24 protein-coding genes are annotated in these 24698 nt (G+C 65.2%); 12 read left to right on the forward strand and 12 right to left on the reverse strand.

Going from position 1 to position 24698, the window contains the following annotated elements:
- Window positions 1-5 precede the first annotated feature (5 nt).
- Window positions 6-686, reverse strand: a complete 681-nt coding sequence (locus CFK21_RS02285) for a Crp/Fnr family transcriptional regulator (protein ID WP_096364343.1) — start codon at window positions 684-686, stop codon at window positions 6-8.
- 112 nt (window positions 687-798) lie between these two features.
- Between CFK21_RS02285 and CFK21_RS02290 the strand changes: the two genes are divergently transcribed.
- The 8 genes from CFK21_RS02290 to CFK21_RS02325 all read left to right on the forward strand — a co-directional run bounded on the left by CFK21_RS02290 (window position 799) and on the right by CFK21_RS02325 (window position 8242).
- Window positions 799-1233: a c-type cytochrome gene (locus CFK21_RS02290; RefSeq protein WP_096364345.1), complete on the forward strand. Its 435-nt coding sequence runs from the start codon at window positions 799-801 to the stop codon at window positions 1231-1233.
- Between the two features lie 20 nt (window positions 1234-1253).
- Window positions 1254-2669 (forward strand): cbb3-type cytochrome c oxidase subunit I, encoded by a 1416-nt coding sequence (locus CFK21_RS02295; RefSeq protein WP_096364347.1) that lies wholly within the window; start codon window positions 1254-1256, stop codon window positions 2667-2669.
- Between the two features lie 36 nt (window positions 2670-2705).
- Window positions 2706-3335 carry a cytochrome c oxidase subunit 3 family protein gene (locus CFK21_RS02300; RefSeq protein WP_096367447.1) on the forward strand — a complete coding sequence of 210 codons (630 nt, stop codon included), beginning with the start codon at window positions 2706-2708 and terminating at the stop codon, window positions 3333-3335.
- A gap of 10 nt (window positions 3336-3345) precedes the next feature.
- On the forward strand, window positions 3346-3609 hold the full coding sequence (locus CFK21_RS02305) for a cytochrome C oxidase subunit IV family protein (protein ID WP_096364350.1): 264 nt from the start codon (window positions 3346-3348) through the stop codon (window positions 3607-3609).
- Between the two features lie 33 nt (window positions 3610-3642).
- A complete protein-coding gene (locus tag CFK21_RS02310) occupies window positions 3643-4458 on the forward strand; it encodes a CbbQ/NirQ/NorQ/GpvN family protein (RefSeq protein WP_096364352.1) in 816 nt (271 codons plus the stop codon).
- 244 nt (window positions 4459-4702) lie between these two features.
- Complete coding sequence (locus CFK21_RS02315; protein ID WP_096364354.1) at window positions 4703-5074, forward strand: hypothetical protein; 372 nt, start codon at window positions 4703-4705, stop codon at window positions 5072-5074.
- A gap of 47 nt (window positions 5075-5121) precedes the next feature.
- Window positions 5122-6138, forward strand: coding sequence for a 4Fe-4S binding protein (locus CFK21_RS02320; protein WP_172844229.1), 1017 nt, complete (start codon window positions 5122-5124; stop codon window positions 6136-6138).
- A gap of 268 nt (window positions 6139-6406) precedes the next feature.
- Window positions 6407-8242: a nitric oxide reductase activation protein NorD gene (locus tag CFK21_RS02325; protein ID WP_096367449.1), complete on the forward strand. Its 1836-nt coding sequence runs from the start codon at window positions 6407-6409 to the stop codon at window positions 8240-8242.
- A gap of 199 nt (window positions 8243-8441) precedes the next feature.
- Here CFK21_RS02325 and CFK21_RS02330 read toward each other — a convergent pair whose 3' ends face one another.
- Window positions 8442-9638: an NnrS family protein gene (locus CFK21_RS02330; RefSeq protein WP_096364356.1), complete on the reverse strand. Its 1197-nt coding sequence runs from the start codon at window positions 9636-9638 to the stop codon at window positions 8442-8444.
- Window positions 9639-9984: 346 nt separating this feature from the next.
- Between CFK21_RS02330 and CFK21_RS02335 the strand changes: the two genes are divergently transcribed.
- The 4 genes from CFK21_RS02335 to CFK21_RS02350 are packed head-to-tail and all read left to right on the forward strand — an operon-like array spanning window position 9985 to window position 13276.
- A complete protein-coding gene (locus tag CFK21_RS02335) occupies window positions 9985-10932 on the forward strand; it encodes a TIGR01212 family radical SAM protein (RefSeq protein ID WP_096364358.1) in 948 nt (315 codons plus the stop codon).
- Window positions 10907-11902, forward strand: a complete 996-nt coding sequence (ubiU, locus tag CFK21_RS02340; RefSeq protein ID WP_096364360.1) for a ubiquinone anaerobic biosynthesis protein UbiU — start codon at window positions 10907-10909, stop codon at window positions 11900-11902. The genes CFK21_RS02335 and ubiU overlap by 26 nt, the downstream gene beginning before the upstream one ends.
- A 7-nt stretch (window positions 11903-11909) precedes the next feature.
- Window positions 11910-12809 (forward strand): ubiquinone anaerobic biosynthesis protein UbiV, encoded by a 900-nt coding sequence (gene ubiV / locus CFK21_RS02345; RefSeq protein ID WP_096364362.1) that lies wholly within the window; start codon window positions 11910-11912, stop codon window positions 12807-12809.
- 5 nt (window positions 12810-12814) lie between these two features.
- Window positions 12815-13276 carry a cytochrome c gene (locus tag CFK21_RS02350; RefSeq protein ID WP_096364364.1) on the forward strand — a complete coding sequence of 154 codons (462 nt, stop codon included), beginning with the start codon at window positions 12815-12817 and terminating at the stop codon, window positions 13274-13276.
- Between the two features lie 83 nt (window positions 13277-13359).
- On the opposite strand, the gene CFK21_RS02355 is transcribed toward CFK21_RS02350, so the two are convergent.
- From CFK21_RS02355 to CFK21_RS02400, 10 genes are all read right to left on the reverse strand, one after another.
- Entirely contained in the window at window positions 13360-14331 is a 972-nt protein-coding gene (locus CFK21_RS02355; protein ID WP_096364366.1) for a PA2778 family cysteine peptidase, read from the reverse strand.
- A complete protein-coding gene (locus CFK21_RS02360) occupies window positions 14331-14714 on the reverse strand; it encodes a PA2779 family protein (protein ID WP_096364368.1) in 384 nt (127 codons plus the stop codon). The genes CFK21_RS02355 and CFK21_RS02360 overlap by 1 nt, the downstream gene beginning before the upstream one ends.
- A 120-nt stretch (window positions 14715-14834) precedes the next feature.
- Complete coding sequence (gene ubiT, locus CFK21_RS02365; protein ID WP_096364370.1) at window positions 14835-15311, reverse strand: ubiquinone anaerobic biosynthesis accessory factor UbiT; 477 nt, start codon at window positions 15309-15311, stop codon at window positions 14835-14837.
- Window positions 15308-15871, reverse strand: coding sequence for a pyridoxal 5'-phosphate synthase glutaminase subunit PdxT (gene pdxT / locus CFK21_RS02370; RefSeq protein WP_197702980.1), 564 nt, complete (start codon window positions 15869-15871; stop codon window positions 15308-15310). Before pdxT ends, ubiT begins: the two co-directional genes overlap by 4 nt.
- Window positions 15861-16766, reverse strand: a complete 906-nt coding sequence (gene pdxS, locus CFK21_RS02375) for a pyridoxal 5'-phosphate synthase lyase subunit PdxS (RefSeq protein WP_096364372.1) — start codon at window positions 16764-16766, stop codon at window positions 15861-15863. The genes pdxT and pdxS overlap by 11 nt, the downstream gene beginning before the upstream one ends.
- A 258-nt stretch (window positions 16767-17024) precedes the next feature.
- Window positions 17025-18008, reverse strand: a complete 984-nt coding sequence (gene moaA, locus CFK21_RS02380; RefSeq protein ID WP_096364374.1) for a GTP 3',8-cyclase MoaA — start codon at window positions 18006-18008, stop codon at window positions 17025-17027.
- A gap of 181 nt (window positions 18009-18189) precedes the next feature.
- A complete protein-coding gene (locus CFK21_RS02385) occupies window positions 18190-19179 on the reverse strand; it encodes a dimethyl sulfoxide reductase anchor subunit family protein (RefSeq protein ID WP_096364376.1) in 990 nt (329 codons plus the stop codon).
- A gap of 322 nt (window positions 19180-19501) precedes the next feature.
- Window positions 19502-20233 (reverse strand): 4Fe-4S dicluster domain-containing protein, encoded by a 732-nt coding sequence (locus tag CFK21_RS02390; protein ID WP_096364378.1) that lies wholly within the window; start codon window positions 20231-20233, stop codon window positions 19502-19504.
- Window positions 20234-20433: 200 nt separating this feature from the next.
- On the reverse strand, window positions 20434-23265 hold the full coding sequence (locus CFK21_RS02395; protein WP_231971581.1) for a molybdopterin oxidoreductase family protein: 2832 nt from the start codon (window positions 23263-23265) through the stop codon (window positions 20434-20436).
- 390 nt (window positions 23266-23655) lie between these two features.
- Window positions 23656-24555, reverse strand: a complete 900-nt coding sequence (locus CFK21_RS02400) for a phosphate ABC transporter substrate-binding protein (protein WP_096364382.1) — start codon at window positions 24553-24555, stop codon at window positions 23656-23658.
- Window positions 24556-24698: the final 143 nt, after the last annotated feature.

A 24698-nucleotide genomic window follows, 5' to 3' on the forward strand; every position in this document is an offset into this window, starting at 1 on the left:
GGGACTCAGGTCAGGCCCTCGGCCCGATCCTCCAGCGCATCCCGGTCGTGGATGGTGACCTGGGCGCCCTTGATGCTCAGGATGCCGCTGTCCTGCAGATTGCGCAGGATGCGCGAGAAGGTCTCGGGCTTGACCGACAGGCGCGAGGCCATCACCCCCTTGGGGATGTCCAGCCGGAATTCATCCTGGTCCTCGGGGGCCATCTTCAGCAGATAGCTGGCCACCCGACAGGTGCCGCTCTGCAGGCTGAGGTTGTCGATCTCGGCGATCAGGCCGCGCAGCCGCTGGCTCATATCGCCCATGAGCAGGAAGCAGGTGTCGATGGAGTCGCGCAGCATGGCGGCGAAGTCGCGCGAGTCGATGGAAACCAGTTCGCATGCCCCCAGGGCGGTGGCGTTGACCGGATAGGCCGGCCCTTCCAGGAACATCAGGGCCTCGGCGAAGGTGTTGCCGGCGCTGACGATGTCGATGACCTTCTCGTTGCCCTCGGGGGAGAGTCGGGAGAGCTTGATCTGACCGGAAACCACATAAAAGAAGCGGTCGGCCGGATCGCCCTGGGCGAACAGGGGCTGGCCCTCATCCAGCCGGAGCAGGCGGGCGCGCTGGGCGGCCCGGTCCAGCTGGGCCGGCGTCAGGCGGGCGAACAGCAGGTGCCGGGACAGATGTTGCTTGAGTTCCTCGCTCAAACCTGTATTTCCTTTGCCACTTTAAGGTAGTGTTGCTTGATGAATGTCAATGTTCTCAATCTGAAATAACCGTCTAATTTGCTCAGGATCGACCAACCAGGAGGCCAGTTCAATGTCACAAGTCTTCACCAAGGCGATGGCGCGCAACATCTTCTATGGTGGCAGCGTGTTCTTCATCCTGCTGTTTCTGGCGCTCACCTTCGATACCAGTCAGGCCCTGCCTGAGCGGGATAATCGACAGAACCTTACCGAGAAGGTGGCGCTGGGTAAAGCGGTCTGGGAGGAAAACAACTGCCTGGGCTGCCACACCCTGCTGGGCGAAGGGGCCTATTACGCCCCCGAACTGGGCAATGTGTACAAGCGCTTCGGCGAGAGCAAGGAGGCCATCAAGGCCTTCATCGCCAGCCGCCCCGCGGACGGAATCCCGGGCCGGCGCAGCATGCCCCAGTTCAACCTCAGCGAGGAAGAACTGGAGGCGGTGGCGGAATTTCTGAAGTACACCTCGGAAATCAACACCGCCAACTGGCCCCCGAATATCCAAGGTTAATCAGGTAGGAGAGCCGAGCCATGCAATACAAATCACAAGCCGTTGCCAAGCCCTACTTCATCGCGGCCATTGGCCTGTTCGTCGGGCAGATCCTGTTCGGTCTGATCCTGGGGCTGCAGTACGTGGTGGGAGACTTTCTGTTTCCCGAGATCCCCTTCAACGTGGCCCGCATGGTCCACACCAACCTGCTGATCGTCTGGCTGTTGTTCGGCTTCATGGGGGCGTCCTATTACCTGGTCCCCGAGGAGGCCGAGACCGAGCTGCACAGCCCGGGGCTGGCGATCCTGATGTTCTGGGTGTTCCTGGTCGCCGGGGCCCTGACCGTGCTGGGTTACCTGCTGGTGCCCTATGCCAGCCTGGCCCAGATGACCGGCAATCACCTCTGGCCGACCATGGGCCGCGAGTTCCTGGAGCAGCCCACCATCACCAAGATCGGCATCGTCGTGGTGGCCCTGGCCTTCCTCTACAACATCGGCATGACCATCCTCAAGGGCCGCAAGACGGTGGTCAGCCTGGTGCTGCTGATCGGGCTGGTCGGTCTGGCGGTACTGTTCCTGTTCGCCTTCTACAATCCGGAGAACCTGGTCAAGGACAAGTTCTACTGGTGGTGGGTGGTGCATCTGTGGGTCGAGGGCGTTTGGGAGTTGATCATGGGGGCGATCCTGGCCTTCGTGCTGATCAAGCTCACCGGCGTGGACCGCGAGGTGATCGAGAAGTGGCTCTATGTCATCATCGCCATGGCCCTGATCACCGGCATCATCGGCACCGGCCACCATTACTTCTGGATCGGCACGCCCGAGTACTGGCAGTGGTGGGGCTCGATCTTCTCGGCCCTGGAGCCGCTGCCCTTCTTCATGATGACGGTGTTCGCCTTCAACATGGTCAACCGCCGCCGCCGCAACCATCCCAACAAGGCGGCCATGCTGTGGGCGCTGGGCACGGGCGTAATGGCCTTCCTCGGGGCGGGCGTGTGGGGCTTCCTGCATACCCTGGCGCCGGTGAACTACTACACCCACGGCTCGCAGATCACCGCGGCGCACGGCCACATGGCCTTCTATGGCGCCTATGTGATGATCGTGCTCACCATCATCTCCTACGCCATGCCCCTGCTGCGCGGCCGCGAGACGGCCAACAGCAACCGCTCGCAGGTGGTGGAGATGTGGTCCTTCTGGTTGATGACCGTGTCCATGGTGTTCATCACCCTGTTCCTGACCGGGGCCGGCATCCTGCAGGTCTGGCTGCAGCGCTACAGCAGCGATCCGCTGCCCTTCATGGTGGTACAGGAGAAGATCGAGCTCTTCTACTGGATGCGTGAGGTGGCCGGCGTGGTCTTCTTCATCGGGCTGATTCTGTACGTCGCTCACTTCTTTGTCGGCCAGCGTGAGCCCGATGCCAGCGCCAAGCCGCTGCCGGCCGTGACACCGGCTGAGGCCTGAGGTGGGGAGGCGCAGGTGAATGCCGCAGTACAGGCCATGATCGGAAGACCGGGCAGGGTTGTACTTCCGGACGAACAGGCACAGGGAAGTGCCGTCGGTGAGGCGCCGGAGCGGACGACCTGGCCTCCGGGTGATCTGGCGATCTGGATCTTCATCCTGGCCGAACTGGCGGTGTTCGCGATCTTCTTCGCCGCCTACGCCTTCGCCCGGATGGGGGAACTGGAGTTGTTCGTCGCCTATCAGCAGACCCTGGACACGAACCTGGCGCTGATCAACACCCTGGCGCTCATCACCAGCAGCTATTTCGTGGTGCGGGCCGTGGGTCGGATCCGGATTGGCGATGCCGGCGGCTGTATCCGCTGGCTGATCGGTGCCCTGGTGCTGGGCGGGCTCTTCCTGGGCGTGAAATCGCTCGAGTATGCGCACCTGTTCGCTGAAGGGGTGCGGCTGTCGACCAACACCTTCTACACCTTCTATCTGTCCCTGACCTTCTTTCACTTCCTGCACGTGGTCATGGGCATGGTGATCCTGGCCGCGGTGGCGGTGAAGGCCGCACAGGGCCATTACGGCCGCGGGGAGCATACCGGCGTGGAAACCGGGGCCTCCTACTGGCACATGGTGGATCTGGTCTGGCTGATCCTGTTCCCGCTGGTCTATGTGATGTGAGGACAGCGATATGAGCGCAATCCGCCCCGAGACCCTGGTGTGGCTGCTGCTGGTGGCCCTGACCCTGCTGACCTGGGGTGTCGGCCAGGAAGGGTTGAACGGCCCGGCTGTCTCGCTGGGGCTCCTGGCCGTGGCCCTGGTCAAGGGTCACCTGGTCGGCGATTTCTTCATGGGGCTGAGACGGGTGCGCGGTCTCTGGCGCTGGGTGATCGCCCTGTGGCTGCTGCTCCCGGGCGGGCTGATCGCGCTGGCCTTCGTGTTGGCCGCACGCTGAAATTCACGATAAAACCAAGCCGAGGTAATGCCAATGGACACACAAGTCGCCGCCAACATCTCCACCGATGACGGCCTGCCCTTCTACCTGCCCCAGGGCAACGAGGTCGCCCTGTTCGAGCATGCCTACCGCCACCGGCTGCCCATGCTGATCAAGGGGCCGACCGGCTGTGGCAAGACCCGCTTCGTGCACTACATGGCGGCGCGACTGGGGCGGCCGGTCTATACCGTGGCCTGCCATGACGATCTGACTGCCGCCGACCTGGTCGGGCGCCACCTGATCGGGGATGGCGGCACCTTCTGGAGCGACGGGCCGCTCACCCGCGCCGTGCGCGAGGGAGCCATCTGTTATCTCGACGAGGTGGTCGAGGCGCGCAAGGACACCACGGTGGTGCTGCACCCGCTGACCGACGATCGCCGCATCCTGCCCATCGAACGCACTGGCGAGACCCTGCAGGCGCCGCCGGAGTTCATGCTGGTGGTCTCCTACAACCCCGGCTACCAGAACCTGTTGAAAGGCATGAAGCCCAGTACCCGCCAGCGCTTCGTGGCGGCCAGTTTCGATTTTCCCGCGCCGGAGGCGGAGCAGGCCGTGATCCAGGGCGAGACCGGCATCGACAGCAAGGACGCCGGTCTGCTGGTGCGCCTGGCCGGCGCCCTGCGTGCGCTCAAGGACCATGACCTGGAGGAGGCTGCCTCGACCCGATTGCTGGTCTATGCCGCCACCCTGATGCAGGGCGGCTTCGATGTGCGCGCGGCCTGCCGTGCCGCCCTGGTCGAGCCGCTGAGCGACGACGAGGACACCATCACCGCCCTGATGGAGGTGGTGGACGCGAGTCTGCCCCGGTGAGGTCTGGCGGTGAATAACGCAGAGGGCGCGGAGACGCGGAGACGCAGAGAATGATTGGTGTAGGTCGGGTTAGCGCAGCGTAACCCGACAGGGCTGCGGAGGACGTCGGGTTACGCCCTGTGGGCTAACCCGACCTACATGATTGTCTGGCGAGGCCGAAACATGCCGAATGCGAACAACACATCATTGATGTTCTTTGCGTCTCCGCGCCTCTGCGTTGATATCACCCGGCCGGACAGAAACCATGGCTGAGGGCGGCCAGCGCCTGGCCATCGCCGCCGAGGCCCTGTACCTGGTGAACCTGCTGCTGGTGCCGGGGCTGGCCTTCCTGGTGCTGGCGGTGCTGTTCCTGCGTCGCGGCGGGACAGGCGCGCTGGCGCGCAACCACCTGGAACAGGCCTTTGCCGCCAGCTGCTGGGCCGGGGTGCTGCTGATCGGGGTCGGCGGCGCCATTGTGCTGCTCGGGGATATCGAGGGCATGATCACCTGGGTGGTGGGCATCATCTACCTGGTCTGCATGCACGCCACCCTGGTGCTGCTGGGCGTACTGGGCCTGGCGCGGGCCCTGTCCGGCAAGGCATGGCGCTATCCGCTGGTGGGGTGGCCGTTCCGTTGACATGCCATCTGCCCGCGAGGACTTGTGAGAGTTGCGACTGACCTGACATGAAACCGTTACTGCCCAGAACGAACTACCAGCGCCGCCGGGCCCTGACCCAGGTCGGCTTCTTCGTGCTGTTCATCCTGGCGCCGCCGCTGGACATCTTCCGCTTCGACCTGACCCTGGGCCATTTCATCCTCTTCGGCCAGCCCTGGACCCTGGGCATCGCCGAGTTCCGTGAGGGCCTGATCGGCCCGGGCGAGGCCGTGCTCAATATGTTTCTGCGCGGCTTCCTGCCGCTGTTCGGCGGCGCGGCCCTGTTCATCTGGATCGCCTGGCGCTGGGGTCGGCTGTACTGCGGCTGGCTGTGCCCGCACTATTCGGTGGTGGAACTGGTCAACGGCCTGATGCGCCGGGCCAGCGGCAGGCCCAATCTGTACGAGAAGCGCAAACTGCCGGAGTGGCTGCCCAACGGCACCCGGATCAGCCCGAACAGCCGCTACTGGCCGCCGACCCTGGTCACGGCCGTGGCCTTCGCCTTCATCTGGGCCCTGACCCTGCTGACCTACCTGCTGCCGCCGCAGGAGATCTATCACAACCTGCTGCATGCGGAGTTGACCCGCAGCCAGTTCATCTTCCTGACCGCGGCCACCACCGCGTTCAGCATCGAATTCATCTTCGCCCGACACCTGTTCTGCCGCTTCGGCTGTGCCGTCGGCCTGTTCCAGAGCCTGGCCTGGATGGGCAATAACAAGGCCATGGTGGTCGGCTTCGATACCCGCCGCGCGAAGAGCTGCCAGGACTGCAACAACGCCTGCGACAACGCCTGTCCCATGCGACTGAACCCGCGCACACTGAAGCGCAAGATGTTCACCTGCACCCAGTGCGCCGAGTGCATCTCCGCCTGCACCCAGGTGCAGGCGCCGAAGGGCCAGCCCTCGCTGCTGCAATGGGTGAGTGACGAGGCGGCCCTGCAGGTGGTCACGGGCCGGCCGGCGCAGCCGAAAACGAGGCCCCCGGCACCTGCCCCCGGGCGGATGGAAACCGACAGCTGCTGCGGCTCCGGGGCCTGCGGAGGCTGAATTGATGGTTAAGGAACTTCTGATTAATTACAAAATACCCGTCATTGCGATGCCCAGACCCGAAGGGTGGGGTACCCATCATGAAACCCGAAGGGATTCTATGGGAGAAGCGTGGCAATCTCCAACCGACTGGTCCTGCATTACGAGATTGCCACGCTTTGCTCGCAATGACGAATAAATCAGATGTTTCTTTGCATTTAAGACACATCAAGGCGGTTGCAACCGGTCCGGACCAGACTTGTAGCCATACACGCATCGGAGCCCATTGATGGAAGAACATGTCGGCCAGCTCTGGCACCGGTTGATCACCCGGGCCGCCCAGCAGCGCCATCCGCAGGCCGCGGTGGCGCTGGACGAGGTCGCCACGCCGATTGGTGTGTTCTTCCGCGCCCTGGGCGGCGACGGCGGCCTGCAGGTGCAGCCGGCCGAGGCCACCGATTACCGCGGCCGGCGCAGCCTGCTGCAGCGGGTGGCGGGCAGCCAGCGCAAGGTGCGCCTGGCCTGGCGCGACGAACAGGCCCTGCGCCTGCCGCCGGCCATCGACTGGTTCGATACGCCGGCGTTGAACCGCGACCTGTATTTCTGGCTGGCCGCGCTGGCGGCCACCCCGCATGACCTCACCAGTCACTGGGTGCTGCGCAACCAGCAGCTGTGCCGGGTGGCCCTGCAGCGTTTTCCGGGCCTGCGCCCCCGCTACCGGCGTCTGCTCGAGGCCCATCTGGCGCAGCGGCCGGATCCCGGGCGTCTGCCTGCTGCCGAGGCGGAGCAGGAACGGCTCCTGCAGCAGGCCCTGCGCGAACCGGGCGCGGTCGGCACCTTTCCGACGGCGCGCCGTGAACCCTGGCCGGTGCCCCTGTGGCTGCACCCATCGCCACCGCTGGTCGCCGCCGCGACTGCAGCCGACCCGGGCGAGGGGAACAATGCCCACGAGGGCGGCCAGAAGGAACTGGAGAACGAGGGCCGGCGCCGCGCCGAGCGGGTGGATAAGCCGCAGGAGGACCGCGGCCTGGTCACCATCCGCATGGAGAACATCTTCAGCTGGAGCGAGTACGTCAAGGTCGATCGCAGCACCGATGACGAGGAGGATCTGGACCAGGCGGCCGACGCCGCCCGCGACATGGACACCCTGTCCGTGAGCCGTGACGACAAACCGGCCAGGGGACGGCTGAAATTCGATCTCGATCTGCCCGCCGAGGCCAATGACGACAGCGTACTGAACGACGGCCTGCTGCTGCCGGAGTGGGATCATCGCAAGGGTGTGCTGGTCCCGGACCATTGCCGGATCAGCCTGATGAGCGCGCTCGATGCGGTGCCGATCGAACTGCCCGAACACCTGCGGCCGACCGCGCGGCGGCTGCGCAACCAGTTCTCCCTGCTCACGCCGGGCCGGCAGTGGCTGCGGGCCCAGCCCGACGGTTCCGAGATCGATCTCGATGCCTACCTGCGCTATGCCGGTGACCGCCGGGCCGGCATCCAGGCCCATGCCGATGGCCTGTTCCGGGATCTGCGCCAGAATCGCCGCGACCTGTCCTGCCTGCTGATGGCAGACCTGTCGCTGTCGACCGATACCTGGATCGATAACGACATGCGCGTGATCGACGTGATCCGCGACGCCCTGTTCCTGTTTGCCGAGACCCTGAGCTCGGTCGGTGACCCCTTTGCCCTGTACGGCTTCTCCTCGCGCAAACGCGATCCGGTGCGGGTGCATCAGCTCAAGGATTTCGGGAGCCGCTACGACGGTCGCACCCGGGCCCGGATCCAGGCCATCAAGCCCGGCTACTACACCCGCATGGGCGCGGCCATCCGTTATGCCACCCGGGAACTGGAGCGCCAGGCCACCGAGACCAAACTGCTGCTGCTGCTGACCGACGGCAAGCCCAACGACCTGGACCGTTACGAGGGCCGCTACGGTATCGAGGACACCCGCAAGGCCATCATCGAAGCCCGGTCGCAGGGCCTGCAGCCCTTCTGCGTGACCATCGATTCCAGGGGCAACGACTACCTGCCCTACCTGTTCGGCCGGCGCGGCTATGCCGTCATCCACCGGCCGGCACAGCTGCCGCGCACCCTGCCGATGCTGTATTCGCGCCTGACCGGGGCCTGATCAGGGGAAAGAGTTAATGTAGGTCGGGTTGGCCCGGGAGGGCGTAACCCGACGGCGCCGCGGCCGGTGTCGGGTTACGCTGCGCTAACCCGACCTGCAAGGCTGACGCCTCTTGTCCCGGTCTGCGGGCGAGAACCGTACAGGGTTTTGCATCCCGGATGTATTTCCGTGACTTCCATGGCGCGCTTGAATGCCCTGATCACCCCGGCTTGCCGTCCACCCGCGTCCGCACCAGCACCGGGGCATACACCCACACGAAGGCGGCGAAGGCGCCGATCCACAACAGACCCGACAGCACCACCCACAGGCTGTACTGTTCCGGCAGCAGCAGGGGCGGGAAGATCCGCACCAGGGCGCCAAGATTGAGCAGGACGAAGCCCAGGTTGGTCAGCCGGGCCGACTGCATCATGCGGCCGGTGTGGCCCAGGGCGACGCGTGCCATCATGCCCAGGGTGAAGCCGCCGATCACGCCGATGGTCAGCGCATGCAGCGCCAGGTTGGGCGCCAGCAGTCCGAGATCGGCCAGGCCCTTGAGCAGCAGACCGACGACGACCCAGGCATAGGCGACGTACAGCACCAGCAGGATCGGCAGCGAGCCGATCCCCGGTTTGATCCAGCCGGCGACCCGTACCAGCTGCACCAGGGCGGCCGCGAGTGCCATCACCCCTGCGGCCCGGGGCCAGCCGCCCACGTCGGCCGCCAGCATGCCGAGCAGGGTGGCGAAGGTGGCCAGTTCGATCAGGCGGCTGCGCCGGCACTCGCTGCAGGCCAGCACCGCTTCGGTGAAAAAGGGCAGCACCCGGCCGGTGATCATCAGGATCAGCAGCAATACGGTATCGAGCATCAGCAGTATGCCCGGCCGGGCCGTGGTCGCGGTCAGGCCCAGGGCCTGGAGGTGCATCAGGGCGTTGGCGGTGAACATCACTCCGAGCAGTAGCAGCAGTACCCGGTTGGCCTTGTTGGGGCTGGCAAAGATGGGGCCGGCCAGGCTCAGGGCCAGGGCCGGCAGAAAGACGAGATCCACGGCGGCGATGGTCCAGGCGGGCAGGGCGGGAACGAAGAACAGGGTCCTGCCCAGCAGCCACAGTCCGGCCAGGGCCGCCAGCGGAGCGCCGTTGAGGGTGTCCACCCCGCTCCAGTTGCGCACCGCGGTCAGCAGGAAGCCGGCGATCACGGCGGCGGTGTAGCCGAACAGCATCTCGTGCGCATGCCAGTTGATAACATCGAAGTAGGGCGCAGGTGTCAGGACACCGGTCCAGATGCCGAGCCACAGTGCCATCAGTGCCAGTCCGGCCAGGCCCGCGGCGAGAAAGAAGGGGCGAAAGCCCAGCGCGAAGGGGGCGTAGACGGGCTGCCGGGTGTCGCGGCTGTGATCGTGAAGCTGCGTCAATGCCATCGGGGTGTCCTTGCGGGCAATATTACCTGAGCGCCATCCTGCGGTATCGAGTCTGGCCGCGACCTTGATGTGGGTCAAGGGCGACCACGCGTTCTGCGCGGGATGTTGGCAGGGCAGAAGGAAAAAAAGGGGCGGGATGGGGAGATCCCGCCCCCGGCAACATTGCCGATGCCGACAGTTGCGCCGGCATCAAGGTGTCGTGACGACACCATAGCGAGGTGACCATGGCACGATATGCCTCTGGACGCGGATCAGCATGCCCCGGGCCGGGCCGGCCGGCATTGACTTTGATCAAGCCGGCCGCCCCGGGGCTGTGCCATCCTGCCGCTTCACTGGAAGAGGCGCCATGGCACTGTCCGATTACGTCAACACCCTGGGCCGGGATCTGCTGCGCCGCCACGGTGAGCGGGTGCACAAGCTCAGCCTGCACGCCGGTTTCACCTGCCCCAACCGCGACGGCAGCAAGGGGATCGGCGGCTGCAGTTTTTGCAACAATGTCTCCTTCGCGCCCATGGCGCGGGAACGCGCCGCGGTGCGCGAGCAGATCGCCTCCGGCCGGCGGGTGATCCGTCGCCGCACCGGGGCGCGCAAATATATTGCCTATTTCCAGGCCTATACCAATACCTACGGCGAACTCGAACGTCTGAAGGCCCTGTATGACGAGGCCCTGGCCGAGCCGGACGTGATCGGCCTGGCCATCGGCACCCGACCGGACTGCGTCCCCGACGCCGTGTTGGATCTGCTGGCGGACTACCGCGACCAGGGGCATGAAGTCTGGCTGGAACTGGGCCTGCAGTCGGCCTTCGACACCACCCTGGAGCGGGTCAATCGCGGCCATGGCTGGGCCGAATACGCCGCCACCCTGCGGGCCGCCCGCAGTCGCGGCCTGGCGGTCTGCACCCATCTGATCATCGGGCTGCCCGGCGAAGCGCGCTGGCATGCGCGCCAGAGCCTGCTGCGGGTACTGGCGCTCGGCGTGGACGGGCTCAAGCTGCATCCGCTGCACGTGGTCAAGGGCACGCGGCTGGCCAACGAATGGCGCCGCGGCGAATACCGGCCGCTGACGCAGGCCGAATACGTGGACATTGCCGCCGACCTGATCAGGGTCACCCCGCCCGAGGTGGTTTATCACCGGGTCACCGCCACGGCCGCAACGCGCATCCTGCTGGCGCCGGACTGGTGTGCGCGCAAGTGGCGGGTCCTCAATGCCATCGAAGCCGCCCTGGCAGACCGCTGCCGGGTCCCGGCAATATCTGATGAGGTGGAACATGGAACTGGTCTGTCCGGCGGGTAACCTGCCCTCGCTCAAGGCGGCCGTGGATGCCGGCGCCGATGCCGTCTACCTGGGTTTTCGCGACGACACCAACGCCCGCCACTTCGCCGGTCTGAATTTCAGCCATGAACAGCTGCGCGAGGGGGTGGATTATGCCCATGCCCGCGGCCGCCAGGTGCTGCTGGCGATCAACACCTATGCCCGCCCGGACGGCTGGATGCGCTGGCAGCAGGCCGTGGATCGCGCGGTGGCGCTGGGGGTGGATGCGCTGATCATCGCCGACATGGGGGTACTGGAGTACGCCACGCAGCGCTATCCCGAACAACGGCTGCACCTGTCGGTACAGGCCTCGGCGACCAGTGTCGAGGCGCTGCGCTTCTATCATGAACAGTTCGGCGTACGCCGTGCCGTCCTGCCGCGGGTGCTGTCGCTGCGCCAGGTCGAGACACTGGTGGAGAAGAGTCCGGTGGAAATCGAGGTGTTCGGCTTCGGCAGCCTGTGCGTGATGGTCGAGGGCCGCTGCTATCTGTCCTCCTACGTCACCGGCGAGTCGCCCAATACCTGCGGCGCCTGTTCGCCGGCCCGCTTCGTGGACTGGCAGGAGCAGGCCGACGGGCTGCATACCCGTCTCAACGGCATCCTGATCGACCGCTTCCTGCCCGAGGAACAGGCCGGCTACCCGACCCTGTGCAAGGGGCGCTTCGATGTCTGCGGCCGGGTCGGCTATGCCATCGAGTCCCCCACCAGCCTCAATACCCTGGACCTGCTGCCGCGCCTGCTCGGCGCCGGCGTGGCGGCGGTGAAACTCGAGGGCCGTCAGCGCAGCCCGGCCTATGTGGCCCGGATCAGCCGGGTCTGGCGCGAGGCCATCGATGCCTGCCGGCGCGACCCGGCCGGCTACCGGCCGCGTCCGGAATGGATGGCCGCCCTCGACGAGGTGGCCGAGGGGGCGCGCACCACCCCCGGTGCCTACCACCGGCCCTGGCAGTGAGGTCGGCATGCTGAAGCTCGCGCTGGGTCCCGTCCCCTATTTCTGGCCGCGCAACGAGGTCCTGCGCTTCTACGAGGAGATGGCACAGGCCCCGGCCGAGATCATCTACCTGGGCGAGACCGTGTGCGCCAAGCGTCGCCAGCTTGCCCTCGAAGACTGGCTGATGCTGTGCGAAGGCCTGGCGGCGGCGGGCAAGCAGGTGGTGCTGTCCACCCTGACCCTGATCGAGGCCGAGTCCGAGCTCGGCGCGCTGCGCCGGCTGTGTGCCGACGCCCCCTTCATGGTCGAGGCCAATGACATGGCCGCCATCCAGCTGCTGCAGGGCCGCGACTTCGTGGCCGGCACCGGGATCAATGTCTACAATCATCTGGCCCTGTCGCGGCTGGCCCGGCTGGGGCTGCGGCGCTGGGTGCTGCCGGTGGAACTGGATCACCAGGCCCTGGCCGATCTGCAGCGACTGCGCCCGGCCGGGGTCGAGACCGAGGTGCTGGCCTGGGGCAGGCTGCCGCTGGCGCACGCCGCCCGCTGCTTCACCGCCCGCGCCCATGGCCTGCCCAAGGATGACTGCCGGTTCCGCTGCCGGGACTATCCCGATGGTCTGCTGCTCAAGACCCGGGAAGGGGAGCCCTTTCTCAACCTCAACGGTATCCAGACCCAGTCGGCCTTGAGTCAGTGTCTGATCGGCGAACTGCCCGCGCTGGAGGCCCTGGACGTGGATGTGTTGCGGTTGATACCCCAGGCACAGGGCATGGGCGAGGTGATCGGCCTGTTCGACCGGGTCCGGCGGAGTGACCTGGACGCCACCGAGGCCCGCCGGCGGCTGGCGCATCTGGCGCCGATCGGGCTGTGCAACGGCTTTTACCGGGGCGGGGCGGGGATGGAGATGATTATTGGGCATGAGGTGTGAGGACGATGTGTAGATTCTGCTGGGGACTGGTGGTGCTGTTGCTGCTGCTGACCGGGGGTATGGCATATGTCTTCGTCTGGCAGGGCAGTGTGCGGCCGGCGGCGGATGGCCGCACCGCCATCGTGCTCGCGCCCGGCGAGCGGGCACTGATCCTGACCGAGATGCGCGGCTTCGTCGACAGCATCCAGCAGATCACCGAGGGCCTGGGACGCGAGGACATGGAGGCGGTGGTGCAGGCCGCGCGCAAATCGGGCCGCGCGGCCCAGCAGCAGGTGCCCGCCCCGCTCATGGGCAAGCTGCCGCTGGCCTTCAAGCAGCTGGGCCTGGAAACCCACCAGCAGTTCGACCAGCTGGCGCTGGATGCCGAACAACTGGGCGATCCGGCCCACAGCCTGCAGCAGCTGGGCCGGTTGATGCAGAACTGCGTCGCCTGCCATGCGACCTATCGGCTGGAGGTGGGGGAGTGAGTCCGGGGCGGATGCAATCAATCTGCGCAGTGTACATTAGCCGTCATGGCGATGCCGGATGAATTCACAGCAGCCTGCTCGATTCATTGCTGGATAATCCCTGGTCCGCATTCTTCCTGATCAGACTGATTATTCCTACCGATTTCCCTCCGCGTCGTCTGCAATGCCTCGCGAATGCCGGGCGTGACGCCCTTCAGTCGCAGGCCTGTCTCAACCACCTGCCGGGCGGCATCCGCGCAGCCCTGCGCCAGCAGCGCCCGGGCCAGATTGTTGTGGGCGGCGGCGTTGTCGGGATCGAGTTCCAGCGCCTGGCGATAGGCCGCTTCCGCAGCCTCATACTCGCCGGCGAGATAGTGCGTATTGCCCAGGCCGTACCAGGCCGCGGGGCGCTGCGGCCAGTGCCGGCTGGCGGTGGCGTAGGCCCGACGGGCGGTGTCGATCCGGCCGGTGGACTCCAGGTCGGCGGCGGCCTGGAGGTAGCGGTCCGGGTCGGGGTCGGCGGGCAGGCGCTCGGGCGGCAGGACGACCAGGGCCCAGTGCCCGGCGCGGCGCCAGGTGCGCAGGAACAGGTCGCGGTCCACGAGTTTGCGCCGCTCGGTGCCGGAACGCAGGATGAAGCTGTCCCGTTCGCCGCTGTAGCCGACCACCACCGCATAGTGCCAGCGCGGCAGTGCCGCGACCCCCAGGTTCTGCAGCACCAGTACCGGATGGCCGGCCTGCAGCTGCCGGATCAGCGCCTCGATGTCGGGGTCGGGCTGATAGGGCAGGCGTTCGTGGCGCCGTACCGCGGCCACCAGTTCGGCCTGCAGACTGCCGTGCCGGCCCGGCAGGTAGACTTCCGGCGTCAATTCCCCCGGCCCGGTCTCCACCCCGGCGCTGTTGAGCACCGTGGCCAGTGCGGCGGGGCCGCATTGATAGGCCTGCTGGGGATGAAAGGGGACCGCGGCGAGTTCGACCTCGACCGGAGTCGGCCCCGGCCGTTCAGTGAGGGACGGCTGGCCGGCGCAGCCCGCCAGCAGCAGGGCGGCGGCCAGCCAGACGGGGCGGCGCGGCATCAGATGCCGGTGAAGATGTCCGTGACATCGAGCAGTTCGAGGATGAGCAGGACCACGAATACGATACCGACCACTTCGATGACGCCGGCGCCGGCGGGCAGCTGCTTCATATTGGCTGCCAGCCGCTGCAACTCGGCAGCGGTCAGCCCGCCCAGCCGTTGCTCGACCTTGGCGGGATCGACCCCGAGTTCCAGCATCTGCTGGCGGACATCCGCGCGATTCAGTCCGGCCCGGACCTCGGCCAGGTGCAGGGCACGGGCCTCGGCCGCAAGCATCTCCCCGGTGCCCACCAGCCCGGTCTGAGCCGCAGCGGGAAAGGTGGCGAAAAGGAAATTCAGGATCAGGGCGAGAATGCCCGCACGTTTCCAGCGCGTCGTATCCATGGGGTACCTCCAGTCACTATTGTTGGTTTGAGCCTATCCTATTGGCTGGCATGCGGGCGGTATGTGCGCGACTTCACGAAACCCGCATGGATCATCCGTAACTATAGACAAAGCGAAGGCTTATTGCCGGAAATTCCGCGGTTCAGGGGCGGGATTGAACATCTGCGGCAGACCGCGTCGCGCCAGCTCGAGCAGCCGCTGCAGGCTCGGGTCCGGCTCCCACCCGGCCAGGAAGTTCTTCACCTCCAGGCCCAGTTCGGTGTCGCCGCGCAGCCGCAAGCGGCGCTGGAAGAAGAGGGTGTCGGGGTCGGTCTCGCGCTGCAACAGCGTGACATAGGTCGCCAGGTCGGCCTCGATCAGCAGATCCGGCCGGCGCGGCGAGCCCGGGCTGACCAGTCGCCTCCGGTCACCGCTGAGTGCGAGCCGCAGCGGCGTTTCGGCCAGGGCAATGACCACCATCCGACCCTGCATGAAATCGAGTTCGCCCCGGTGCAATGCGTTGGCGAAGGCCAGGTTCAGGACGGCCAGGCTCGGCCGGGTCCACAGCGGCCGCGGCAGTCGGCTCAAGGCGATGACCGGCAGCGGGGGGCGGCTCATGCCAGCCTCAGCCAGTATTCGTGCACCCGGGCGTCCCGCCCCAGTTCGGGATGGAAGGCGCAGCCCACGTGGCGCCCCTGGCGTACCGCCACCGGCCGTCCCGCATGCGTTGCCAGCACCTCCAGGGGCGCGCGGGCATGGATGGCCGGGGCGCGGATGAAAGCCGCGCGCATGCCGGAGAATTGCCCGCCTTCCAGACTGGCAATGAAGCTCTCGCGCTGGCGGCCGTAGTGATTGCGATCGACCTCGGCCGTCAGCAGTCTCAGTGGGCTGACGCGGGCGTCATTCGTATGGGTGCACATGAGGATGAGACCGGCGCAGGTGCCGAGCAGCGGGTGTCGCTGGGCGAAACAGGCAATGGCGCGGTCCAGGCCCGCGTGCTGCAGCAGCTGGCTGAGGGTGGTGGACTCGCCGCCGGGCAGGATCAGCCCGGCCAGGCCGTCCAGATCGGCGGGTCGGAACACCGGGCGGGCCGCACGGCCGAGTTGTGTCAGCATGCGGGCGTGCGCCTGCACATTGCCCTGCAGCGCGAGGACGCCGATGGGCGGGCTACCAGCCACGCTTGGCCAGGCGCTGAGCGTCCGGCAGTCCGCCGAGCTCCAGCCCGGGCATGGCGCCCTTGAGGCCGCGGGAGACCGCCGCCAGCACGGCCGGATCCTGGTGGTGGGTGGTGGCGCGGACGATGGCCGCGGCCCGCGCGGCGGGATCCTCGGAGCGGAAGATGCCGGAGCCGACGAAGACCGCTTCTGCCCCCAGTTGGCGGACCAGCGCGGCGTCGGCCGGCGTGGCCACGCCGCCGGCGGAGAAGTTGGGGACGGGCAGTGCGTCCTGTTCGGCCACCTGGCAGATCAGTTCGTAGGGCGCCCCCAGCGCCTTGGCCCGGCTCATCAGCTGGCCCGGGTCGAGTTGAGTGAGTTCACGTATCTGGGTCTGGATGCGACGCTGGTGACGTACCGCCTCGACGATGTTGCCGCTGCCGGCCTCGCCCTTGGTGCGGATCATGGCCGCACCCTCGCCGATGCGGCGCAACGCCTCGCCCAGGTCGGTGGCGCCGCAGACGAAGGGAATGGCGTAATCCCACTTGTGGATATGGTGTTCCTCATCGGCCGGCGTGAGCACTTCGCTTTCGTCGATGAAATCCACCGCCAGGGCCTGCAGTATCTGAGCCTCGGCGAAATGGCCGATGCGGCACTTGGCCATGACCGGGATGGACACCGCCGCCTGGATGGACTGGATCAGGGCTGGATCGGACATGCGCGCCACCCCGCCATCGCGACGGATGTCGGCCGGAATGCGCTCCAGCGCCATCACTGCCACCGCGCCGGCGGCCTCGGCGATACGCGCCTGTTCGGCATCGGTGACGTCCATGATCACGCCGCCGCGGAGCATCTCTGCCAGGCCGCGCTTGAGTTGAAAGTCATCGGCCTCGAAGCGTGAGGCCAGGTTCCAGGTCATCGGATATACCCGTAAATGGACTGATTCAATCAGCCATTATCGGCGCTGCGGGCGGGAATGGTTTGATATTGGTCAAGCGGGAGGGGGTGACGTTCGGCGCTGGGAACGCAGAGGGCGCAGAGAAATACCAATATCGAAAAGAATGTTGAGATGGATGTCGTCAAGCCGGGTTGTTCAAGCAAAAGGTGTTTGAATAATTTATTCCCTTTGCGTCTCCGCGCCTCTGCGCCCTCTGCGTTAATGTCGCCGTAATAAGGTTTATCCGCCGGTCATGGACATGAACCGGATCACCTGGTCGGGCTTTTCGCGGAATTCGTGCCGCTCGGGCTTGAGTTCGATGGCCGCGCGGATGGCGGCTTCGAGCTCCGCCTCGCCGGCGCCGTTGCGCAGCAGGGGCTTGAAGTCATAGCTGTGCTCCTGGCCCAGGCACATGTACAGGGTGCCGTCCACGGCCAGGCGCACGCGGTTGCAGGTTTCGCAGAAGTGCTGGGAGATGGGGGTGATGAAGCCGATACGCAGATCGGTGCCGGCGACCTGGACATAGCGGGCCGGGCCGCCGCCGGGCATCACGCCGGGCAGCAGTTCGAAGCGCTCACTCAGGCGCGCCTTGACCTCCTGCAGGTCGACATACTGGCCACTGGCCTCGCGGCCGGTATCGCCCACCGGCATGGTCTCGATGAAGCGCAGGGTGAAATCGTGCTCGATGCAGAAGTCGACCATGTCCTCGACCTCGTCCTCGTTCACGCCCTTCATCACCACCATGTTGATCTTGATGGGATGGTAGCCGGCGGCCTTCGCGGCCATCAGGCCGCCCATGACCTTCTCCAGCTTGCCGCCGGTGATCTGCTTGAACACCTCCGGTTTCAGGGTGTCCAGGCTGACATTGATCCGCGATACGCCGGCGGCGCGCAGCGCCTCGGCGTGTTTGTCCAGCCGGGTGGCATTGGTCGACATGGACAGGTCCTCAATGCCGGCGACCCGGGTCAGGCGCCCGGCCAGTTCCGGCAGGTTGCGCCGTACCAGCGGCTCGCCGCCGGTCAGGCGCACCCGGCGCGTGCCCAGACGGGCAAAGGCGCCGATCAGGCGCTCGATCTCATCGAAGGTGAGCCACTCCGCCGGCTCCTCGAAATCCCGGAAGCCCTTCGGCATGCAATAGAAACAGCGCAGGTCGCAGCGATCCGTCACCGACAGGCGGACGTACTCGATATTGCGGCCGAAGCGGTCTGTGAGCTGATTGGACATGGGAATGACTATAGAAGGAGTTGCGGCGGTCGGCAATGCCGCGGGATGTGGGGTTTTGGGTCACCCCGTCATTGCGAGCGAAGCGTGGCAATCTCGTAAAGCAACCGGATTTTGTCTGGAGATTGCCACGGCGCTTCGCGCCTCGCAATGACGGATAACCCTTGTGTTAACGCCGCAGAAGTCAGATCGTCTGATAGTACAGGTTCTGCGGGTGGTTCGCCTGGGCGAAGAAGAACCAGCGCTCGGCGATCAGGCCGAGGTACTGCACCACGAAGGCGGCGGCCAGCAGACCCAGCGCGGCCGAGGACAGGCCCAGGGCCAGCAGCGCGACCGGGACCGGGAACACCAGCACCAGGAAGATCCACTTGATGCTCTTCATGAAGGCCGCGGTCTTGTGGTGGAAGAACTCGCGGGTGTTGAAGGAGCCGGCCATGAAGCCCTGCGATTTCTGCTGGATGTTGCTGTGGCGCACACCGATGGCGGTCTGCAGGGTGGACTTGTACTTGATGCGGGCGTTGCGGATCAGCGAGGCGCCGCGGGTGATCAGCGAGGCCACGGTCAGGATGATGGCCCAGGCACCGTAGAACTTGAGCAGGCCCGGAGCGCCCTGGTAGGCGGCATAACCGGTCGCCAGGGTGAAGCCGGAGGCGCTGCCCAGCAGGGTGTAGTTGATCACGGTCAGCGGCGAGGCCCATTCCTGCAGGAACTTGATGCAGGCGTAGATCATGCCGGTGGCGATGAACAGGGCAAAGGCGAACACGGTGGTGATCGCGCCCACGATCATGGACAGGTCGATGGCGATGTTGGCCTGCTGGCCGATCTCGAAGAAGACCGGATTCCAGCCGGTGTAGTGAACCAGGCCGTAGAGGAACACCAGACCCATGAAGGCCGGCAGGATGATGACCTCGCGCGACAGCCAGGAGGTGCGCCACTGGGCGATGGCGCGCCAGCCGCGTTCCGGGTGGCCCAGGTGGAAGAAGGAGGCGAGCAGGCCGGCGCCCAGGAACAGCAGGGCGATCAGGCTGCCCAAACCATAGAAGGCCGCGGTGTCGGCATGTCCCGGCAGTACCTTGGCCACGGCATAGACCTGGCCGGTGTACAGCGCCAGGAACAGCCCCTGGCCGACGCCGCTCAGGGTGGTGAGGAAGATGACGGAAAATGCGGGATGCATGTATTTCGCTCCGATTTGTAACTACAAAATTCAAATGCGCCACGGAATACACGGAAAACACGGAATGAATGTAGGTTGGGTTAGGCGCTTCGCGCCGTAACCCAACATGCCAGGGCAATGCCGGGTTACGCTGCGCCAACCCGGCCTGCTGGCTTTGTTCTCAATTTGTATTGTCCGTGCTTTCCGTGTATTCCGTGGCGCTCTTGACCTTGATCTTCAAAAATAAAGGTGCCGCCGGCTGCCGGGTGCGCATTCGGTGCGTTGCGCGAACCCGGAGGGTTCCACCGGCAGCCCAGGTCCGGCAGTCGGCGGCAAACGGGGTTTACCAGCTGGTGACGTCATCCAGGGTCGGTTCGTCGATGACGCGGCCCTTGTGGATGCCTTCCTTCTTCAGCGGGTTGTCGACGCGCTCGAGCTCGTCCTCGTGGATCTGGATACGGGCCTTGCGGCGCGGCAGATAGTGGTTGGCCGGCTTGGTGCCCCACTCGGGCATCAGCTGGTAGCCGCCGCGCTCGCGGATGGCCACCGAGACCTCGGATTCGGCGTCATGCACGTCGCCGAACAGTCGGGCGTTGGTCGGGCAGGCCATCACGCAGGCCGGCTGGCGTTCGGCCTCGGGCAGCGACTCGTCGTAGATACGGTCCACGCACAGGGTGCACTTCTTCATCACCTTCTGCTGCTCGTCGATCTCGCGCACGCCGTAGGGGCAGGCCCAGGAGCAGTACTTGCAGCCGATGCACTTGTCATAGTCCACCAGCACGATGCCGTCGGAATCGCGCTTGTAGCTGGCCCCGGTCGGGCAGACCGGCACGCAGGGCGGATCCTCGCAGTGCAGGCAGCTCTTGGGGAAGTGCACCGTCTCGGTGTTCGGGTATACGCCCACCTCGAAGGTCTGCACCCGGTTGAAGAAGGTGCCGGTCGGGTCCTGTCCATAGGGGTTCTCGTCGGACATGTAGCCCGCCGTGCCGGAGGTGTTCCACTCCTTGCAGCTGGTCACGCAGGCATGGCAGCCCACGCAGACGTTCAGATCGATTACCAGTGCTAACTGTGTCATTGCTATAACCTTAGTATTTCGTTGACCACCAAGACGCCAAGTGATGTAGGTCGGGTTAGCCTGAAAGGTGTAACCCGACGCGGCCGTGGCATGTCGGGTTACGCTGCGCTAACCCGACCTACGGACTATTTATCCCTTTGCGTCCTCTGCGTTTCTGCACCCGAAGGGCATAAACGCCTTTGCGTTTAATCTCTCACGGCTCAGCCCGCCTTCTTGCCGCCGGCGAAGAATTTCAGCCACTTGCTCTTGCGCGAGGTGTCCTGCCCGGGCAGGGTCGGCATCGGGTCGAACTGCGGGTAGCTGATTTCGGGCTCGCCCTCGGCGGCCTTGTAGATGCGCACCCGCACGTCGTACCAGCCGGCCTGGCCGGTGACCGGGTCGGAGTTGGACAGGTGCTCGCCGTACTCGCTGGCCGGCAACTCCTCGCTGATGACGTGGTTGAGCAGGAAGCCCTTGCGCGACTCGTTGGCATCGGCGTCCAGGCCCCAGGCGCCGGAGGCCTTGCCGATGGCGTTCCAGGTCCAGACGGTGCCGGGTTCGACCGCCTCGGAGTAGCGGCACAGGCAGCGCACCCGGCCCCACTGGGACTCGACCCACATCCAGTCCTCGTCCTCGATGCCCTGGGCGCGGGCGGTGACCGGATTCACGTACAGATAGTTGTAGGTGTGAATCTGGCGCAGCCAGGCGTTCTGCGAATCCCAGGAGTGGTACATCGCCATCGGACGCTGGGTGACCGCGTTGAGCGGATAGGTGTGCAGGTCGGTCTGCTGCGATTCCAGCGGCTCGTAATGGAAGGGCAGCGGATCGAAGTAGGTCTCGATGCGCTTGCGCAGGTGATCCGGCGGCTGCTTGCCGTCCCACTTGCCCTGGGCCGCGAGGCGGAACTTCTGCAGCACCTCGGAATAGATGTGAATCAGGATCGGCTCGGCATAGCGGGTCAGGCGGTTGTCCTGCGCCCACTCCAGATAGCCCTGGTTCCAGTTGCGCATGTACTGGTACGACTTGGGCAGATGGTACTGGAAGACGCAGTTGTTCTTCTCGTACATCTCCCACTGTTTCGGATTGGGCTCGCCCTTGAGGAACTTCTCCCCGCCCTTGCCGCGCCAGCCGGACAGGAAGCCGATGCCGGAGCCGGGCTCGGTCTCGTAGTTGACCACGAAGTCGGGATAGTCGCGGAACTTGCGGCTGCCGTCCTCGCGTACGAAGGCGGGCAGCTTCAGGCGTGAACCCAGCTCCACGATGACCTCCTGGAACGGCTTGCACTCGCCCTTGGGCGGCACCACCGGGATACGCACCGAATCCACCGGGCCGTCGAATTCGGAGATCGGGCGGTCCAGCATGGACATGCAGTCGTGGCGCTCCAGGTAGGTGGTGTCCGGCAGCACCAGGTCGGCATAGGCGACCATCTCGGACTCGAAGGCGTCGGCGACGATGAGAAACGGGATCTTGTACTCGCCGTTGTCGTCCTTGTCGTTGAGCATCTTGCGGACCTCGGCCGTGTTCATGGACGAGTTCCAGGCCATGTTGGCCATGAAGATGAGCAGGGTGTCGATCGGATACGGATCCTGGCGCCAGGCGTTGGTGATGGCATTGTGCATCAGGCCGTGCACGGCCAGCGGATGCTCCCAGGAAAACGCCTTGTCCAGGCGCACCGGCTTGCCCTGGTCGTCGACGAACAGGTCGTCCGGCTCGGCCGGCCAGCCGAGCGGCATGCCGCCCAGCGGGGTGTTGGGCTTGACGTCCCCGGGCCCCTTCGGGGTCTTGGCGCAGGGCGGGATGGGGCGCGGGAAAGGCGCCTTGTGACGGAAACCGCCGGGGCGGTCGATGGTGCCCAGGATGGACATCAGGATCGACATCGCACGGATGGTCTGGAAGCCGTTGGAATGCGCCGCCAGGCCGCGCATGGCGTGGAAGGCCACCGGGTTGCCGGTCACGGACTCGTGCTCGTTGCCCCAGGTGTCGGTCCAGGCGATGGGCAGCTCGATCTTCTGATCGCGCGCGGTCACGCCCATTTCATACGCCAGGCGTTTGATGGTTTCGACCGGGATGCCGGTGATCTCGGCGGCCCACTCGGGGGTGTAGTCCTTGACCCGGTCCACCAGCAGCTGGAACGAGGGCTTCACGGGCGTACCGTCGTCGAGCTTGAACTCGCCCAGCAGGTAGGGGTCGGCGCCGGGGGTGTGGGTGGAGATGGGGCGGTTCAACTCCCGATCCCACCACAGCTTGTTCTGCGGATCGAAGCAGCCTTCCTCGGGCGGTACCTCGAAGCGTACCAGCATGCCGTACTCGGTGCTGTTCTCGTCCATGTTCACCAGCTGGGCGGCGTTGGTGTACTGGACCAGGAATTCGCGGTCGTACAGGCCCTGGTTGATGATCTCGTGGGTCAGCGCCAGCATCAGGGCGCCGTCGGTGCCGGGCTTGATCGGCACCCATTCGTCGGCGATGGCCGAGTAGCCGGTGCGCACCGGGTTGATGGAGATGAACTTGCCGCCCTGGCGCTTGAACTTGGAAATCGCCATCTTGAGCGGGTTGGAGTGATGGTCTTCGGCGGTGCCGATCATCACGAACAGTTTGGCCCGCTCCAGATCGGGGCCGCCGAACTCCCAGAAGGAGCCGCCGATGGTGTAGATCATGCCTGCGGCCATGTTCACCGAACAGAAGCCGCCGTGAGCGGCATAGTTCGGGGTGCCGTACTGCTTGGCGAACAGACCGGTCAGGGCCTGCATCTGGTCACGGCCGGTGAACAGCGCGAATTTCTTCGGGTCGGTGGCGCGGATCTTCTTCAGGCGCTCCTCCATCACGGCGAAGGCCTCGTCCCAGGAGATCTCCTCGAACTGGGCGTCGCCGCGGTCGGCACCTTCCTTGCGCTTCAGGGGCTTGGTCAGCCGGGCCGGGGAGTACTGCTTCATGATGCCGGAGGCGCCCTTGGCGCAGATCACGCCCTTGTTCAGCGGATGGTCCGGATTACCCTGGATGTAGCGGACCTCACCGTCACGCAGGGTCACGCGGATGCCGCAGCGGCAGGCACACATGTAGCAGGTGGTGTTTTTGGTCTCGATGCGGGCGTTCTGGTCCGTGGACTTGTCCAGCGGATTGTGGATAACGTTGTCTTCGCGCATGGTTGCTGGCCGTGGTTGATGCATGTCAATTCGGGGACGAGCGAATGTATTAGAATAGCCTGCTTTTTGCCAATTAGCTTTTCTGAAATTGTCATAAAATATTATAATATTCTAATAATCATAAATTTTATGACACTTGAAAATCAATGGGTTGGTTTTAAGAAAGATAATAAATTTATTTTATGGAGGCTGGCGGGTCAGGACTGGCGGGCGGCAGGGCCGGCGGCTCCAGCGCCGGCCCTGTCAATGGTTGGGCGAGGGGAATGCCCTGATCTGATGTCTGTATATTAAGGTAGGGCGGCCTCAGAGTCCCGCATTCTCCCGGGCCCGCTTCGACTGTTCCAGCTTCTTGCGTACCAGGTGAATCGCCTCCAGGTAGGGCACAGTGCCGTTGTGCCGCAGCACGGCCTGACCCTCGTGTCCGTGGACGAACTGGATGAACTTCTTGACCTCCTCGGCATTCTCGCCGTCCCGGTTGTAGGCCAGGTACAACGGCCGATACAGCAGATATTCGCCGTCGCGGATGTTTTCATAGGTCGGGTCCTTGCCCTCCAGTTGCATCAGCTTGACGTTGCGCTTGCGGGCGCTGCTGATGCCGCTGACCGCGATGGCATGGACGTCGGTCTCAACGGCCTGCTCCAGCGGGCCGGAAGAAGGGAAGACCTCGGTTGCCGCAAATGTCTGATCGGGATTGGCGAAGACCAGTTCGCGCAGCTTGTAGCCAACCCCGGAAAGGTTGCCCTGGCGGACATAGACATTGATCGGTGCGTCAGGGCCGCCGAGCGCATTCCAGTTGGTGAGTTTGCCGGTGTAGATCAGCCGCAGCTGATCCAGAGTGAGATCGCCGACAGGGTTGTCGGGATGGGTGATGATGACCAGGGCATCCCAGGCCACGGGTACCATCACGGCGTCGCTCTCGGCGCTGTTGTTCGGCAGCCGGAAGCGGCACGAGCCGCCGATGTCGACCTTGTTGGCGGAAATTTCCCGGATCCCCTTGGTGGCGCCGCCGCCGGCGATATCAATATGAATTCCCGTCTTTTTCTCGTAAAGCGTGGCAATTTCCTGCATGTAGGCCTTCTTGCTGATGCCGCAGCCGACCCAATTCAGGCTGAGGCTCTGGCCGCCAGATGCGGCAAGGGCAGAGGCGGCAAACAGGCACAGACCAAGGGCCTGCCCCAAAGGGCGGTACAGTAATCGGATCATGGTATGGCTCCCTCGTTAAAAATCAGATAGTTGTCTCCGGCGACGCCGAAAGGCGGGCTGTTGTGATTGTGTATGCCCTGACTATAAGGATGTTGCTGGACTGCGAACTATTCCCCCGGTCACAGAAACCGACACAGATCCGA

The organism is Thiohalobacter thiocyanaticus (assembly GCF_002356355.1).
GTDB lineage: Bacteria > Pseudomonadota > Gammaproteobacteria > Thiohalobacterales > Thiohalobacteraceae > Thiohalobacter > Thiohalobacter thiocyanaticus_A.

Coding starts and splice junctions, on each gene's coding strand:
- CFK21_RS02355 (WP_096364366.1), bottom strand. CDS start 14,331: ATGCCGCGCCGCCCCGTCTGGCTGGCCGCCGCCCTGCTGCTGGCGGGC.
- CFK21_RS02335 (WP_096364358.1), top strand. CDS start 9,985: ATGGCACTGTCCGATTACGTCAACACCCTGGGCCGGGATCTGCTGCGC.
- CFK21_RS02350 (WP_096364364.1), top strand. CDS start 12,815: ATGTGTAGATTCTGCTGGGGACTGGTGGTGCTGTTGCTGCTGCTGACC.
- ubiT (WP_096364370.1), bottom strand. CDS start 15,311: ATGAGCCGCCCCCCGCTGCCGGTCATCGCCTTGAGCCGACTGCCGCGG.
- CFK21_RS02330 (WP_096364356.1), bottom strand. CDS start 9,638: ATGGCATTGACGCAGCTTCACGATCACAGCCGCGACACCCGGCAGCCC.
- CFK21_RS02295 (WP_096364347.1), top strand. CDS start 1,254: ATGCAATACAAATCACAAGCCGTTGCCAAGCCCTACTTCATCGCGGCC.
- CFK21_RS02315 (WP_096364354.1), top strand. CDS start 4,703: ATGGCTGAGGGCGGCCAGCGCCTGGCCATCGCCGCCGAGGCCCTGTAC.
- CFK21_RS02290 (WP_096364345.1), top strand. CDS start 799: ATGTCACAAGTCTTCACCAAGGCGATGGCGCGCAACATCTTCTATGGT.
- CFK21_RS02360 (WP_096364368.1), bottom strand. CDS start 14,714: ATGGATACGACGCGCTGGAAACGTGCGGGCATTCTCGCCCTGATCCTG.
- CFK21_RS02305 (WP_096364350.1), top strand. CDS start 3,346: ATGAGCGCAATCCGCCCCGAGACCCTGGTGTGGCTGCTGCTGGTGGCC.
- CFK21_RS02310 (WP_096364352.1), top strand. CDS start 3,643: ATGGACACACAAGTCGCCGCCAACATCTCCACCGATGACGGCCTGCCC.
- CFK21_RS02300 (WP_096367447.1), top strand. CDS start 2,706: ATGATCGGAAGACCGGGCAGGGTTGTACTTCCGGACGAACAGGCACAG.
- CFK21_RS02395 (WP_231971581.1), bottom strand. CDS start 23,265: ATGTGTGCCTGCCGCTGCGGCATCCGCGTGACCCTGCGTGACGGTGAG.
- CFK21_RS02400 (WP_096364382.1), bottom strand. CDS start 24,555: ATGATCCGATTACTGTACCGCCCTTTGGGGCAGGCCCTTGGTCTGTGC.
- CFK21_RS02325 (WP_096367449.1), top strand. CDS start 6,407: ATGGAAGAACATGTCGGCCAGCTCTGGCACCGGTTGATCACCCGGGCC.
- pdxS (WP_096364372.1), bottom strand. CDS start 16,766: ATGACCTGGAACCTGGCCTCACGCTTCGAGGCCGATGACTTTCAACTC.
- CFK21_RS02390 (WP_096364378.1), bottom strand. CDS start 20,233: ATGACACAGTTAGCACTGGTAATCGATCTGAACGTCTGCGTGGGCTGC.
- moaA (WP_096364374.1), bottom strand. CDS start 18,008: ATGTCCAATCAGCTCACAGACCGCTTCGGCCGCAATATCGAGTACGTC.
- ubiU (WP_096364360.1), top strand. CDS start 10,907: ATGGAACTGGTCTGTCCGGCGGGTAACCTGCCCTCGCTCAAGGCGGCC.
- CFK21_RS02320 (WP_172844229.1), top strand. CDS start 5,122: ATGAAACCGTTACTGCCCAGAACGAACTACCAGCGCCGCCGGGCCCTG.
- ubiV (WP_096364362.1), top strand. CDS start 11,910: ATGCTGAAGCTCGCGCTGGGTCCCGTCCCCTATTTCTGGCCGCGCAAC.
- CFK21_RS02385 (WP_096364376.1), bottom strand. CDS start 19,179: ATGCATCCCGCATTTTCCGTCATCTTCCTCACCACCCTGAGCGGCGTC.